The organism is Phenylobacterium sp. J367, assembly GCF_024699985.1.
Lineage (GTDB): Bacteria > Pseudomonadota > Alphaproteobacteria > Caulobacterales > Caulobacteraceae > Phenylobacterium.
On the sequence record NZ_JAJONA010000001.1, the window covers coordinates 569006 to 582165 of the forward strand.

The window sequence follows — 13160 nt, forward strand, 5'->3', positions numbered from 1 at the left end:
CACTCCGGATCCTCCGCCTGACGGCCTCACTGGCCGTTCGCGCAGAGAGCGTCCTCGCGCCCGTGGTCCGCCGGGGCTCCTGAGCCCCCGATCCACCCCATTCCATTCGCCAAGCGCCGGATGCGCGCGCCGCCCGTTTCGCACGGAGGCGGCCCCGCCGGCGCCATCCGAGACCCGTGTCATGACCGACCACTACGAGGACGCCGAGGAGACCCGCAAGCGGGTGCTCTCCAACCGCAAGGTGCTGGGCTTCATCGCCCGCTACTGGCGACAGCGGCCGTGGCTGCTCGCCGGCACCGTGGCGCTGACGCTGATCGCCGTGGGCTTCGACCTGGCGCTGCCCTGGGCCGCCGGCCGGCTGGTCGACGCGGTCACGAAGGGTCCCGCGGACCCCGACCCGGCCTGGCAGGCCTGGATGCTGTTCGTCGGCGTCTACCTGGCCTTCTCGGTGATCCGGAACATGTCGATGCGCTTCCTGATCCCGATGTCGGCCAACAACATGAAGGACATGACCGACGACGCGTTCCGGCGCGTGCAGTCGTTCTCCTCCGACTGGCACGCCGACACCTTCGCCGGCGCCACGGTGCGCAGGCTCTCCCGCGCCATGTGGGGCTACGACACGGTGACCGACGCGGCGGTCATCTGGTTCGGTCCGGCGCTGATCGTGCTGGGCGGGCTCTGCACGATGATGCTCGTCCGCTGGCCGCCGGTGGGCCTCTTCGCCTTCGCGGTGGTCGGGCTCTACATCGCGTCCAACATCGTGCTGACTTCGGCCTACGCCCGGCCGGCCAACCAGACGTCGGTGGCGCTCGACAGCCGCATCGGCGGCGCCTTGGCCGACTCGATCTCGTCCAACGCGACGGTGAAGGCGTTCGGCGCCGAGCCGCGCGAGGAGGGCCGGATCGGCGAGGTCACGGAGCTCTGGCGCAAGGCGACGATCCGAAGCTGGAGCCGGTTCACCGACCTCTGGCTGCTGCACAACATGCTGCTGGTCGCCCTGCAGGCGGGGCTCACCGGCATCCTGCTGCTCGAATGGTCGAAGGGCCGGGCGGACGCCGGCGACCTCGCCTTCGCGATCACCGCCTTCATGCTGATGACCGGCTACCTCCGGAACATCGGCGAGAACATCCGCATGGCCCAGCGGGGCATGGACGACGTGGAGGACGTGGCCCGCTACAGCCAGACGGCGCCGCAGGTGCTGGACATCCCCGACGCCCGCGCCTTCCGGCCGGACCTGGGCGAGATCGTCTTCGACCACGTCACCTTCCGCTACAAGTCGGCGGACCAGCCGCTCTACGAGGGATTCTCGCTCCGGATCGCGCCGGGCGAGCGCGTCGCGCTGGTCGGGCCCACGGGCGCCGGCAAGTCGACGTTCGTGAAGCTGATCCAGCGGCTCTACGACATCCAGGGCGGCCGCATCCTGATCGACGGCCAGGACGTGGCGGCGGTGACCCAAGGCTCGCTGCGGCGCGCCATCGCGGTCGTGCCGCAGGACCCGGCGCTGTTCCACCGGACGCTGGCCGAGAACATCAGCTACGCCCGGCCGGACGCGACGCCCGAGGAGATCCAGCTCGCGGCGAAGCGGGCCCGGGCCGACGAGTTCATCGCCCGGCTGCCGAAGGGCTATGACACCCTCGTCGGCGAGCGCGGCGTGAAGCTCTCGGGCGGCGAGCGCCAGCGGGTGGCGATCGCCCGGGCCTTCCTCGCCGACGCGCCGATCCTGGTGCTCGATGAGGCCACGTCCTCGCTGGACGTGGAGACCGAGCGCCAGGTGCAGGCGGCGATGGAGGAGCTGATGATGGGGCGGACCACCATCGTCATCGCCCACCGCCTGTCGACCATCCGCGGCGCCGACCGCATCCTCGTCTTCGAGGACGGCCGGATCGTCGAGGAGGGCCGCCACGCCGACCTGGTGAAGCGCGGCGGCGCCTACGCCCGCCTGCACGCGGTGGCGGAGGGGATGGCCTAGGCCCTCCCCTCTCCTCGCCTACTTCAGGTGCTGGCCGAGGAACTTCACATAGGCGTCCGAGGCGGTGACGCGGTTCTCGCGGCGCTGGAAGCCGTGGCCCTCGTCGGGGAAGACGATGTACTCGACGGGCACATTGTTGGCCTTCACGGCGGCGACCAGCTCGTCGCTCTCCACCTGCAGGACGCGCGGGTCGTTCTTGCCCTGCACGACGAGCAGCGGCCGCTTGATGTTCTTGGCGTGGAACAGCGGCGAGATCTTCCGCAGGCGCTCGCCGTCGGTCTTCGGGTCGCCCAGCTCGTCGTAGAGGCTGTCACGGGCCGCGCCCCACCACGGCGGGATGCTCTCCAGCGTGCGCACCCAGTTGGTCACGCCGAAGATGTTGATGCCCACGTCGAAGGCCTCGGGCTCGAACGCAAGAGCGGCCGCAGTCATGTAGCCGCCGTAGGAGCCGCCCATCACCGCCACCTTGTCGTCGGCCACCCAGTCCAGCGATTTCAGCCAGCGGCCGGCGGCGACCACGTCCTTGAGGTCCACGTCGCCGTGCCGCTTGTCGTCCAGGTGGTAGAAGGTCTTGCCGTAGCCGGACGAGCCGCGGTTGTTGATCGCGTAGACCGCGTAGCCCTTGTTCACCAGGTTCTGGATGTCGGCCGAATAGCCGCGCCGGCTCTGGCCGCCGGGCCCCCCGTGCACCCAGACGATGGCGTGGGCGGGGTTGGCGGCGCTGGCCCCCTTCGGCCGGTAGAGGATGCCCGGCACCTCCAGCCCGTCGTAGCTCTTGAAGCGCGCGACCGTGGCCTCGACGAGGTCACCCTCGTCCACCTGCGGATTGAGGGCGGTGGTCAGGCGGCGCGCCTGGCCGGTGGCCACGTCCGCCACGAAGATGTCGGCCGGCGAGGTGTCGGAGGCCACCGCGATGGCGACGGCCTTCTCGCGGGCGTCGAAGCGCACGCCGGTCAGGTCGCCGGCCGGCAGGCCGGAGAGCTTCAGCACGCCGCCGGCCTGGAGGTCGTGGACCTTCAGCACGGTGGAGGCGTCGGCGTTGATGTAGTCGGCGCGGTAGCGGCCGCTGGGCGAGAAGGCGACGTTCATCACGTCCCAGGCCTCGGCGACCAGGGCGGCCTTCGCGCCGGTCGAGAGGTCGTAGCGCCAGGCCTGGCTGAACTCGCCGGTCTCGTTGGTGGAGTAGATCAGCGCCTTGCCGTCGGGGGTGAACTCATAGACCCCGTGCTCGACATTGCCCTTGTGCTCGCTGATCAGCTTCGGCTGCGGCGACGCCTGGGAGAGGTCGACGAGATAGACGTCGGAGTTGGCGCTGGAGTGCTCCTTGACCAGCGTCAGCCAGCGGCCGTCGTCGGAGAGGTCGCCGAGGTTGAAGCCGCCCGGATTGGTGAACACCAGCTTCCGCGCGTAGCTCGTGGCGTCATAGGCGTAGAGGTCGAAGGCCTGCGGGTTGCGCTCGTTGGTGGAGACGTAGAACGCCGAGCCATCGGCCTTCCAGCCGGCGAACTCGGCCTTCAGCTTGTCGCCGGGGGTGAGATCCTTCACCTGCCCGTCGAGGCCGCGGACATAGAGGTGGTTGAGCTCGTTGCCGCCCTGGTCGGCGGTGAAGAGGACGCGCTCGTCTTTCGGGAACCAGGAGGCGGCGAAGGTGGCGTCGGTCGTGGACGTGGTCAGCGGGGTCGGCGTCCCGCCCGCCACCGGCAGGACGTAGGCGTTGAACACGCCGGTCCTGTCCGACGAGATCAGCAGCTTCGTGCCGTCCGGCGAGAAGGCGTGGCCGTCCTGGGTCGGCAGGGAATAGCGGGTGGTCTCGAAGAAGGCCCGGGTCGGATAGACCTTGGCCGCCTGGGCCAGCGCGCTCGTGGCCATCAGCGCCGCCACGGCGCCGGCCGCGAACCCGAGATATCGATGCATCGTGAGCCCCTTGAGAACGTTTCGCGATCGACCTTAGGCGGATGGTTCGGCGGGGCAAGGGCGGGCGGCCACGATTTCACGGATGGCGGCGCCCCTCCTCCGCTCATCCGGGCAAGAGCCGGGATCCAGGCTGGGTCGGGTTGAACGACGGATTTCATGGGTGCTGGCCGGCGGGCTCGGTGCGGTCCGGGTTTGGAACCACAGAACCACACAGAAGGACACAGAAGGGGCTGAGTGGGCTGAGGTCGGTGAGATGGCGGGCGTGAATCGCGCGCCGGAGGCGCGCAAGCATGATCGAGGCGCCAAGCCATCCGGTGGCGCCTTCTGTGTGGTTCTGTGTGGTTCTGTGGTTCATTCCGCGCGCAGCGCGGCTGCGGATCCTCGGCTTGGATCCCGGCTTTCGCCGGGATGAGCGGAGTTAGGAGGTGTCCGAGTCGGCAGGTTCGGGCTCGGGCTCGGCAGGTTCGGGCTCGGGCCGTTCGCGGCCGCGGATGTCGTAGATGAGGGTGGGGTCGGCGCCGATGGCGTCGCAGGCTTCGATGACCAGGAGGTCGAAGTCGCGGGTGAGGAAGTCGGGCTTGGCTTCCTCAGCGTCGAGGAAGGCCTCGAGCCTGTCCCACATAGGGTCTTCGGGCGGCGGGCGGTCGGGCTTGTCGATCCCGTCGTCGGGGGAGGTTCCAGTCGGCGCCTTCGTGCTCGGACCAGAAGCAGTCGCCGACCCGGGTCCAGACGCCGTCGCGCCGCTGGTCGACGGCGATCTCACGGGTCTCGGCCTCGGCCGTCGCCCGGGCTTCGGCCAAGGCGACGGCGGCCTTGGCCTTCTCCGCCACCTCGTCCTTGTAGCGGACCAGCTTCAGTTCCAACGCCAGGGTCTGGCGCAGGCCGCGGCTGACCCGGTGGAAGGCGGTGGCGAGGCGGACGGCGTCTTCCGGGCTCTCGGCGTTCAGCGCCCGCTGCTGCAGGTCGCGGCAGAGCTCGAGGCTCATCCCCGCGAGCGCGCGGAGCGTCACGGTGTGACGGTCTTCGGAGATGTGCTCAGGATCGACGGGCATGAGAACAAAACAAGAACATATGGAGCCGGCGGAGTCAAGGTTTTTCGCGCCGCAGGCCCTCTCCCTACCCTCTCCCTCTCCGCTTCGCGGGGGGAGAGGAGGGAAGCTGCGAGTCTGAGCCATAGCCTCCTCTCCCCCGGGCGAAGCCCGAGAGGGAGAGGGTAGGGAGAGGGCTCAGAGCGGGCGCGGAGCGTATGGGTCCCGGTCTTGGGCTACGCCAATCCGGGATGGGTGGAGAGACGGAGCTTGAGCATGGGGCGGCGTCGCCTGAACCCGGCGTGAACGCAGCTCGGGCGCGCCGTTCAGCCGGGGGCGGGCATAAGGTCCCGGTCGCGGCGGCCCTCGCGGAGCGAGTAGTGCGCCGGCCCCCTCCCGTCCCTTGTGGGGTGGCCGCCGCGGCGCTTACCCCTGCGCCCCCAAGTCTCCGCGCCTGGCTGATGATGTTCCGGCGCCGGGAGAGGGCGGCCCCTCAGGCGGCGTCTTCCTCCTCGATCTCGCCGGCCAGGGCGAGCTCGGGGTAGCGCTCGATCAGCCGCACGCGCTCGGACGCCATGGCGTCCCAGTTCTCCGCCATCGCCATGAGCTGGTCACGCTGGGCGCCGCCCGGCATGCCCGCGGCGAGGGCGCGGCATTCGGCGGCGTGGACCCGGTATTCCGAGGCCTTCTTCACGCGCACCTCGGATTGATCTTCCGTTGCTTCGAGATCGCCAGGGCGGCGCTGCGCGACACCAGGTTGATGGCGTCGAGCTCATCCCGCGTCGGGCTGCGCGGGGTCAGGTGATAGATCGCGAAGGTGCCGAGCAGCCGGCCGTCCTCGCCCTCGACCGGCGTCGACCAGCAGGCCCGCAGGCCGTGCTCGCCGGCCAGGTCCTTGAAGTTCACCCACAGCGGATCGGTGGCGATGTCCGTCACATAGACCGGGTGGCCGAGGTAGGCCGCGGTTCCGCAGGAACCGACGCCCTGGCCGATCTCGATGCCGTGGATGGCGGCGTTGTACGCCTCCGGCAGGCTGGGCGCCGCGCCGTGCAGCAGCCGCCGGCCCTCGGGGTCCAGCAACAGGATCGAGGTCCGGGTGTCGTCCGCGCACTCGCCCTCGACCGCGCGGAGCAGCCCATCGAGAATGAGGCTCAAGGGGACGCCGGCCTCGATCTGCCGGACGGCGGCCCTGTCGGCTTCCACCAGGGAAACCTTGAGCCGCTGGGAAAGCGCAACGTCCATCACCCACTCCTCAACTGCCCTAACCCTAGCAGTTCGTCCGGACGGTCACACGCACAATCTCCGGTCGCCATGGGGTTCGAAACCTCTCCGGGAGATTGTACGTCCTCTGACGATCCATCAGATATAACACGTTCGCCGAACCTGTTGCGCCAGGGCTTTCGCGGTCTACGGCGGCTCCCTCGGCCCGAAGCTGATCCGGCCGCTGCGGGCGGTGGTGGCCCTGGCGATGAAGCTGCTGAGCGATCCGGAGAACCCGCTCAGGGTGATGGTGGAGGGGTGGCTGCGCTAGGCCCCTCTCCCTACCCTCTCCCTCTCTTCCCCGGCGTTCGCCGGGGTCGGGGGAGAGGAGGTGATGGCGCGGCTTCGGTGTTCCCCTCCTCTCCCCCGCGAAGCGGAGAGGGAGAGGGTCGGAAGAGGGTTTCTGCCCCTCACCTTCCGCGTGTTGGGGGCGAAGGGCCGCCGGCCCCAAGCTCAGAACCGCTTGGCGCAGACGAGGCCCCCGGCCACGCCCGACTCTCCCATCGCGCTCGTGGCGCCGCCGGCCATCACCTTGCAGCCGTTCACCGGCGGCTCCCGGAGATAGGGCACGGTTGGCGCGGAGAACTTTCCCTTCGGGTCGAGGTTCAGCCTGTCCGCCCAGTCGGGCGCCTGCCGCGCCTTGGGCGCGGTGACCACGAGCTCGTCCACGAGGGCCGGCGGCGGCCGCGGGGGGGGCGGCGCGCCGGCGGGACCGGGCGCCGCGGAGGGCGCAGCGGCCTGGCCCGCCGCGGCCCACAAGGCTGCAAGGAAGATTGCCATGGAACTCCGTGCCCGGAGCTCCAGTGGGAGCGTCGCCGATGGCCGAACTATGGCGAAGCTCGGGTGGCGCGCCAGGGGAGGTGAAGCCCTCCCCTTCCCCCTCCCCACCAACCTGCTAAGCCTTCCGCCCTCCGCGTAATCCGAGGGCCCACCGCCATGCGCCGCCGCAGCTTCCTTGCCGCCCTGTCCGCCGCACCGCTCGCCGCCGGCGCGCTTCCCGCCCTCGCGGACGCGCGCAGCGAGAACCCCAACCGCAACCGCCCCGACGTGCATCCGGGGGACCGCATCGACGGCGCGACCTTCGCCAGCCGCTCGGCGGCCTGGGGGTGCATGGCGCCGCGGCGACGGCGCATCCGCTGGCGACGCTGGCGGCGATCGAGATGCTGAAGTCGGGCGGGTCGGCGGTGGATGCGGCGATCGCGGCCAATGCGGTGCTGGGCTATGCCGAGCCGATCGCCTGCGGGATCGGCGGCGACTGTTTCGTCATGCTGTGGGACCCGAAGACCCGGAAGGTCGTGGGACTGAACGGCTCGGGGCGGAGCCCGCGGGGGCTGTCGCTGGAGACCGTGCGGGCCCGGGCGACCAAGGCCGGGATGATCCCGAGCCACGGGGCGATCTCGGTCTCGGTGCCGGGCGCGGTGGACGCCTGGTGGGCGCTGCACCAGCGCTACGGCAAGCTGGAGTGGGCGCACCTCTTCGCGCCGGCCATCGCGCACGCCGAGGACGGGGCGCCGGTGACCCAGAACGTCGCCTACTACCTGGAGCGGTCGCAGAAGAACTTCACCCGCTCCGGCTCCGGGATCGAGGAGGTGCAGAACTTCCTCTCCGTCTGGACCAAGGATTTCGACGGGCGGACGCCGCGCGAGGGCGAGGTGTTCAAGAATCCGGCGCTGGCCTGGACCTACCGGCAGATCGCGCAGGGCGGCGGGCGGGCCTTCTACGAGGGCGAGATCGCGGCGCGGATGGACGCCTATTTCAAGCGGATCGGCGGGTGGATGACGCGGGCCGACCTGGCCGCCCACCGCACCGAGTGGGTGGAGCCGTCGAGCATCAACTACCGGGGCGTCGACGTCTGGGGCCTGCCGCCGAACAGCCAGGGGATCGCCACCCTGCAGCTCCTGAAGATCCTCGAGCAGTTCGACGTGAAGGCGATGGGCTTCCAGTCGGCGGCGGCGATCCACCATGCGGTGGAGGCGAAGCGGCTGGCCTACGAGGACCGTGCGAAGCAGTACGCCGACCCGGCGTTCTACAAGGCGCCGATCGAGTGGCTGATCTCGGCGGACTACGCCAAGGAACGGGCGCGGCTTATCCGGCCGGACCGCATCCTCGATCCGATCTATCCGGGCCAGGCGCCGAGCCGCGGGGGACACCACCTATTTCACCACCGCCGACGCCGACGGGATGATGGTGTCGATCATCCAGTCCAACTACCGCGGCATGGGCTCGGGCCTGATGCCGGACGGGCTGGGGTTCATGCTCCAGGACCGCGGCGAGCTCTTCGCGCTCACCGACGGGCACCCCAACGTCTATGCGCCGGGGAAGCGGCCGTTCCAGACGATCATCCCGGGGTTCGCGACGAAGGGGAACGACCCCTGGCTGTCGTTCGGGGTGATGGGCGGGGACATGCAGCCTCAAGGGCAGGCACAGATCATCTCCAACATGGTGGACTTCGGCCTGGGCGTGCAGGAGGCCGGGGACAGCCCGCGCTGGCACCACGAGGGCGGCATGGAGCCGACGGGCGAGCAGCTCGACGTGAAGGGCGTGCTCCGGCTGGAGACCGGGGTGCCGGCGAAGACCCAGGCGGCGCTGGCGGCGCTGGGCTGGAAGCTGGGGGCCAGCGACGGCGGCTTCGGCGGCTACCAGGCCATCGAGCGCTGGCCGGGGCGCTATGCGGCCGCGACCGAAATGCGCAAGGACGGGGTGGCGCTGGCGTACTGAGGCCCCTCCTCCCGTCATCCCGGCTCTCCGCTCCGCTCCGGCCGGGATGACGGCGTATTTTTCGGGAGGAGTGGAGCCGCGCCCTTCCCTCCGCTAGAGCCAGCGCATGATCCGCTGGGAGCATCTGGATAGCGCGCGGGCGCCGGACGGCGAGACGCTGAAGCTCATGCGGCGGGGCGCGGAATATTCGATCATGGTCGGCGGCAACGAGCTGATGAACTCGCGGCTGTCGGGGTCGGAGGCGGCGCTGGCGACGCTGTCGTGGGCGAAGATCGCCGGCCGGCCGGGGCCCCGGATGCTGATCGGCGGCCTGGGGATGGGGTTCACGCTGCGGGCCGCGCTGGCCGTGCTGCCGGCCGACGCGGAGGTGACGGTGGCCGAGCTGGTCCCCGCGGTCGTCGCCTGGGCCCGGGGGCCGATGGCGCACATCTTCGCAGGCTCGCTGGAGGATCCGCGGGTGACGGTGCACGAGGGCGACGTGGGCGCCCTGATCAGGGCCACGCCCGGCGGGTGGGACGCCATCCTGCTGGACGTGGACAATGGCCCGGGCGGGGTCGTGACCGCGGCGAACGACGGGCTCTATGCGGTCCCGGCGCTGGCGGCGGCGCGGAAGGCGCTGAAGCCCCGGGGCGTGCTGGCGGTGTGGTCGGCGGGGCCGGACGAGCGGTTCGCCGGCCGGCTCCGGCACGCCGGCTTCACGGTGGAGGAGGCGCGCGTGCGGGCCACCGGCGGGCGGCGCGGGGCGCGGCACGTGATCTGGCTCGGGCTGACCGGAAAGTGAGGCGCCGCTCCGGCGGCCTCTGCTAACGTCCGCGCCGGACGAGGGAGTGCGCCATGACCCATGAGGAGATGGAGGCCATCGTCATGTCCTTTCCGGGTGCGGAGAAGGGCATGAGCTATGGCGCGCCGGCCTACAAGGTGGCGGGGAAGTTCTTCACGCGCCTGCGCCGCGACGACGCAAGCCTGGTGCTGATGGACGTGTCGTTCGACGAGCGGGAGATGCTGATGGAGGCCGAGCCCGGCACCTTCCACCTGACCGCGCACTACAAGGACTATCCGTGCGTGCTGGCCCGGATGGAGAGCCTGCACGCCGGCTCGTTCCGCAACTTCCTGGAGCGGCGCTGGATGAAGATCGCGCCGAAGAGCCTGGTGAAGGCGCGCAAGGCCGGGGCCGAAGCCTGATGCGGCTGCGCCAGATCGCCCTCGTCTCGCGCGACCTCGGGAAGGCCGAGGCGGACATCCGGGCCCTGCTCGGCCTGACCTACGCCTGGGCCGATCCGGGCGTCGGCAAGTTCGGGCTGAAGAACGCGGTCTTCCCGATCGGCGAGACCTTCCTGGAGGTGGTGGCGCCGAAGGCGGAGGGGACCACGGCGGGACGGCTGCTGGAGAAGCGCGGCGGCGACGGCGGGTACATGGTGATCCTGCAGGTGGACGACGGGCTGGCGGCCCGCGCCCAGATCCAGGGCCGCCGGCGCACGGATCATCGAGGCGGCCGACTTCGAGGGCGTGGTGATGAGCCATGTGCACCCCAAGGACATCGGCGGGGCGATCCTGTCGGTGGACTCCATGCCGACCTGGGGCGACTGGCGCTGGGGCGGACCGGCGTGGCGCGACCACGCCGAGGGCGGGCTGGCCGCGGCCATCGTCGCCGCCGAGCTGCAGGGGCCCGAGCCGGCGCGGATGGCGCAGCGGTGGGGCGAGGTGCTGGGCCGCGAGGCGCACGAGACCGACGAGGGCTGGCGCGTGCCGCTGGAGGGCGGCGAGCTGCGCTTCGTGCTCGACCACGACGGGCGCGGCGAGGGCCTGGCGGCGTTCGACGTGGCCGTGCGCGACGACGTGGAGGGCGTGCGGGGCAAGGCCGATAGCCTCGGCCTGGTGGACGAGGCCGGCGAGGTCGTCCTCTGCGGGACCCGCGTGCGGCTGGTGCCGGCCTAGAACTCGTCCTCGATGGCCGCGCGGAAGTTCTCGAACACCTCGGCCTGATGCTGGCCGGGCGAGGCCGGCGGCTCGGGCTCGGGCCCGGCCTCCGCGGCGGTGAGGCGGCCGACGACCACGCCGTGCTGGACGAGCAGGACGTCCTCGCCGGGATCGGCGCCGGTCAGCGCGGCGGCGAGCTTCGGCGGCAGGTCGTCGAGGTCGATCCGGACGGTCATGTGGGCATCCTAGACCGTCAGCCGCCTGCCGGGTAAACCCGCCGCATGGCCTACCGATCGCTGCGCGAGTTCCTTTCGAAGCTGGAAGCCGCGGGCGAGCTGGTCCGCGTCACCGAGCCGGTGTCCTCCGTCCTGGAGATGACCGAGATCCAGCGTCGCCTCCTGGCGACCGGCGGGCCGGCGGTGCTGTTCGAGAACGTCATCCGCGCCGACGGCGAGCGGTCGTCGATGCCCTGCCTGGTCAACCTGTTCGGCACGGTGAAGCGGGTGGCGATGGGCGTCACCCTCGAGGGCAAGGCGCGCACCACCGCCGGCGAGCTGCGCGAGGTGGGCGAGCTTCTGGCCTTCCTGCGCCAGCCCGAGCCGCCGCGGGGGCTGAAGGATGCCATGGGCATGCTGCCGCTGGCCCGGACCGTGCTCGGCATGCGGCCGAACACGGTGAAGAAGGCGCCGGTGCAGGAGGTGGTCTGGACGGGCGATCAGATCGACCTCTCCAGGCTGCCGATCCAGACCTGCTGGCCGGGCGAGCCCGCGCCGCTGATCACCTGGCCGCTGGTGGTCACCAAGGGGCCGTCGGACGCCCGCGAGGACGACTACAACCTCGGCATCTACCGGATGCAGGTGCTGGGCAAGAACCGCACGATCATGCGCTGGCTGGCGCACCGCGGCGGGGCGCAGCATCACCGCCGCTGGAAGGCCGGGGGCAAGCGCGAGCCGCTGCCGGCCTGCGCGGTGATCGGGGCCGATCCGGGGACCATCCTGGCGGCGGTGACGCCGGTGCCGGACACCCTGTCGGAATACCAGTTCGCGGGCCTGATGCGCGGCCGCGCCCTGGACCTCGTGCCGGCCAAGACCGTGCCCCTGATGGTCCCCGCCCACGCCGAGATCGTGCTGGAGGGCCACGTCCACCTGGACGCCTACGAGGACGAGGGGCCCTACGGCGACCACACCGGCTACTACAATTCCGTGGAGCGGTTCCCGGTGTTCGAGATCACGGCGGTGACCATGCGCCGGGACCCGATCTACCTGACCACCTTCACCGGCCGGCCGCCGGACGAGCCCAGCGTGCTCGGCGAGGCGCTGAACGAGGTGTTCATCCCGCTGATCCAGCAGCAGTTCCCGGAGATCGTCGACTTCTGGCTGCCGCCGGAGGGCTGCTCCTACCGGATCGCGGTGGTCTCAATGAAGAAGGCCTACCCGGGCCACGCCAAGCGCGTGATGCTGGGCGTCTGGAGCTACCTTCGGCAGTTCATGTACACCAAGTGGGTGATCGTCGTGGACGACGACATCGACGCCCGCGACTGGAAGGACGTCATGTGGGCGGTCTCCACGCGGATGGACCCGGCCCGGGACATCACCGTCGTCGAGAACACCCCCATCGACTACCTGGACTTCGCCTCGCCCGAGAGCGGGCTGGGCTCCAAGATCGGGCTCGACGCCACCAACAAGTGGCCGCCGGAGACCCATCGCGAATGGGGCGAGAAGCTGTTCATGGACCGCGCGGTGATCGACGCGGTGACGGAGAAGTGGGCCAGGCTCGGCCTGCCCGGCGACGGCCGCTCTGTCGACTAGGTTACTCCACCTCCGATGGTGACCAAAGTCACGGCGCCCGAGAGGAACCTGCGGCAAACCTGAGCCGGATAAGCAGTTTTCGCCCGCATGGGTTGAAAGCTTCACTGTAATTCAGGATACTCAACCTCGGGGGGCGAACGGCGGGCTCCGAGACCCGCCTTTGCCATGGGACATGCACGTCGGGGGTCAGATGCCGCCTCGGTCGGAACATGGCTGGCTGTTCGAGTCTTCCGGAAACGGAAGCCGCCGAAGGTCGTCTCGTCGGTCAGCGCCTTCGTCCAGACGATGGACAGGGGCGAGGCGGACACCCGCATCGAGCCGCCGCGCCTGGTCGCCGCGAGCCCGCCCCCGCCGCACGCCTCCAACGAGATGACCTTCCGCCCGGCCATGCGCGCCAGCCGCGCCCAGCAGCTCGAGGCCGAGAACATCCGGCTGCGCCAGATGGTCAGCGACCTGATGCTGGAGACCGAGATCCTGCGGTCCGCCATGCGGCGGAACCTCAGCGACGTGAACTCCGCCGCCGCGCGGTAGCGGCGGGGCCCCGGC

The 13160-nt window shown here is 70.7% G+C and carries 14 protein-coding genes and 1 pseudogene; 7 read left to right on the top strand and 8 right to left on the bottom strand.

Annotated elements, in window-relative coordinates; all coding sequences use genetic code 11:
- Window positions 1–181 precede the first annotated feature (181 nt).
- Complete coding sequence (locus LRS04_RS03175; protein WP_257815113.1) at window positions 182–1969, top strand: ABC transporter ATP-binding protein; 1788 nt, start codon at window positions 182–184, stop codon at window positions 1967–1969.
- 18 nt (window positions 1970–1987) lie between these two features.
- Here LRS04_RS03175 and LRS04_RS03180 read toward each other — a convergent pair whose 3' ends face one another.
- The 6 genes from LRS04_RS03180 to LRS04_RS03205 all read right to left on the bottom strand — a co-directional run bounded on the left by LRS04_RS03180 (window position 1988) and on the right by LRS04_RS03205 (window position 6828).
- The gene (locus LRS04_RS03180) at window positions 1988–3883 is read right to left on the bottom strand and encodes a S9 family peptidase (protein WP_257815114.1); all 1896 of its coding nucleotides are present in this window, start codon (window positions 3881–3883) and stop codon (window positions 1988–1990) included.
- 418 nt (window positions 3884–4301) lie between these two features.
- A complete protein-coding gene (locus LRS04_RS03185) occupies window positions 4302–4505 on the bottom strand; it encodes a hypothetical protein (RefSeq protein ID WP_257815115.1) in 204 nt (67 codons plus the stop codon).
- Window positions 4471–4935, bottom strand: a complete 465-nt coding sequence (locus tag LRS04_RS03190; RefSeq protein WP_257815116.1) for a hypothetical protein — start codon at window positions 4933–4935, stop codon at window positions 4471–4473. Before LRS04_RS03190 ends, LRS04_RS03185 begins: the two co-directional genes overlap by 35 nt.
- A gap of 469 nt (window positions 4936–5404) precedes the next feature.
- Window positions 5405–5605, bottom strand: coding sequence for a hypothetical protein (locus LRS04_RS03195; protein ID WP_257815117.1), 201 nt, complete (start codon window positions 5603–5605; stop codon window positions 5405–5407).
- A complete protein-coding gene (locus tag LRS04_RS03200) occupies window positions 5602–6153 on the bottom strand; it encodes a GAF domain-containing protein (RefSeq protein WP_257815118.1) in 552 nt (183 codons plus the stop codon). The genes LRS04_RS03195 and LRS04_RS03200 overlap by 4 nt, the downstream gene beginning before the upstream one ends.
- A 471-nt stretch (window positions 6154–6624) precedes the next feature.
- Complete coding sequence (locus LRS04_RS03205) at window positions 6625–6828, bottom strand: hypothetical protein (RefSeq protein WP_257815119.1); 204 nt, start codon at window positions 6826–6828, stop codon at window positions 6625–6627.
- 503 nt (window positions 6829–7331) lie between these two features.
- Between LRS04_RS03205 and LRS04_RS03210 the strand changes: the two are divergent.
- From LRS04_RS03210 to LRS04_RS03220, 3 genes and pseudogenes are all read left to right on the top strand, one after another.
- Window positions 7332–8889, top strand: a pseudogene (locus LRS04_RS03210) (gamma-glutamyltransferase family protein).
- 106 nt (window positions 8890–8995) lie between these two features.
- Complete coding sequence (locus LRS04_RS03215) at window positions 8996–9670, top strand: spermidine synthase (protein WP_257815121.1); 675 nt, start codon at window positions 8996–8998, stop codon at window positions 9668–9670.
- Window positions 9671–9723: 53 nt separating this feature from the next.
- On the top strand, window positions 9724–10071 hold the full coding sequence (locus LRS04_RS03220; protein WP_257815122.1) for an MmcQ/YjbR family DNA-binding protein: 348 nt from the start codon (window positions 9724–9726) through the stop codon (window positions 10069–10071).
- Between the two features lie 79 nt (window positions 10072–10150).
- Here the strand turns inward: LRS04_RS03220 and LRS04_RS03225 are convergent, their stop codons facing one another.
- Window positions 10151–10366, bottom strand: coding sequence for a hypothetical protein (locus LRS04_RS03225; RefSeq protein WP_257815123.1), 216 nt, complete (start codon window positions 10364–10366; stop codon window positions 10151–10153).
- Window positions 10367–10401: 35 nt separating this feature from the next.
- On the opposite strand from LRS04_RS03225, the gene LRS04_RS03230 reads away from it, so the two are divergent.
- Window positions 10402–10824: a hypothetical protein gene (locus LRS04_RS03230; protein WP_257815124.1), complete on the top strand. Its 423-nt coding sequence runs from the start codon at window positions 10402–10404 to the stop codon at window positions 10822–10824.
- Here LRS04_RS03230 and LRS04_RS03235 read toward each other — a convergent pair.
- Window positions 10821–11042, bottom strand: coding sequence for a hypothetical protein (locus LRS04_RS03235; protein ID WP_257815125.1), 222 nt, complete (start codon window positions 11040–11042; stop codon window positions 10821–10823). The two genes, LRS04_RS03230 and LRS04_RS03235, sit on opposite strands and share 4 nt — an antisense overlap.
- Before the next feature lie 45 nt (window positions 11043–11087).
- On the opposite strand from LRS04_RS03235, the gene LRS04_RS03240 reads away from it, so the two are divergent.
- Both LRS04_RS03240 and LRS04_RS03245 read left to right on the top strand, forming a co-directional pair.
- Complete coding sequence (locus LRS04_RS03240) at window positions 11088–12614, top strand: UbiD family decarboxylase (RefSeq protein ID WP_257815126.1); 1527 nt, start codon at window positions 11088–11090, stop codon at window positions 12612–12614.
- 285 nt (window positions 12615–12899) lie between these two features.
- A complete protein-coding gene (locus LRS04_RS03245; protein ID WP_257815127.1) occupies window positions 12900–13145 on the top strand; it encodes a hypothetical protein in 246 nt (81 codons plus the stop codon).
- Window positions 13146–13160: the final 15 nt, after the last annotated feature.

Bases quoted from the DNA above. Each gene is read 5' to 3' on its own strand.
- LRS04_RS03235 (WP_257815125.1), bottom strand. From the start codon at position 11,042: ATGACCGTCCGGATCGACCTCGACGACCTGCCGCCGAAGCTCGCCGCC.
- LRS04_RS03175 (WP_257815113.1), top strand. From the start codon at position 182: ATGACCGACCACTACGAGGACGCCGAGGAGACCCGCAAGCGGGTGCTC.
- LRS04_RS03180 (WP_257815114.1), bottom strand. From the start codon at position 3,883: ATGCATCGATATCTCGGGTTCGCGGCCGGCGCCGTGGCGGCGCTGATG.
- LRS04_RS03190 (WP_257815116.1), bottom strand. From the start codon at position 4,935: ATGCCCGTCGATCCTGAGCACATCTCCGAAGACCGTCACACCGTGACG.
- LRS04_RS03240 (WP_257815126.1), top strand. From the start codon at position 11,088: ATGGCCTACCGATCGCTGCGCGAGTTCCTTTCGAAGCTGGAAGCCGCG.
- LRS04_RS03185 (WP_257815115.1), bottom strand. From the start codon at position 4,505: ATGTGGGACAGGCTCGAGGCCTTCCTCGACGCTGAGGAAGCCAAGCCC.
- LRS04_RS03220 (WP_257815122.1), top strand. From the start codon at position 9,724: ATGACCCATGAGGAGATGGAGGCCATCGTCATGTCCTTTCCGGGTGCG.
- LRS04_RS03200 (WP_257815118.1), bottom strand. From the start codon at position 6,153: ATGGACGTTGCGCTTTCCCAGCGGCTCAAGGTTTCCCTGGTGGAAGCC.
- LRS04_RS03230 (WP_257815124.1), top strand. From the start codon at position 10,402: ATGAGCCATGTGCACCCCAAGGACATCGGCGGGGCGATCCTGTCGGTG.
- LRS04_RS03245 (WP_257815127.1), top strand. From the start codon at position 12,900: ATGGACAGGGGCGAGGCGGACACCCGCATCGAGCCGCCGCGCCTGGTC.
- LRS04_RS03215 (WP_257815121.1), top strand. From the start codon at position 8,996: ATGATCCGCTGGGAGCATCTGGATAGCGCGCGGGCGCCGGACGGCGAG.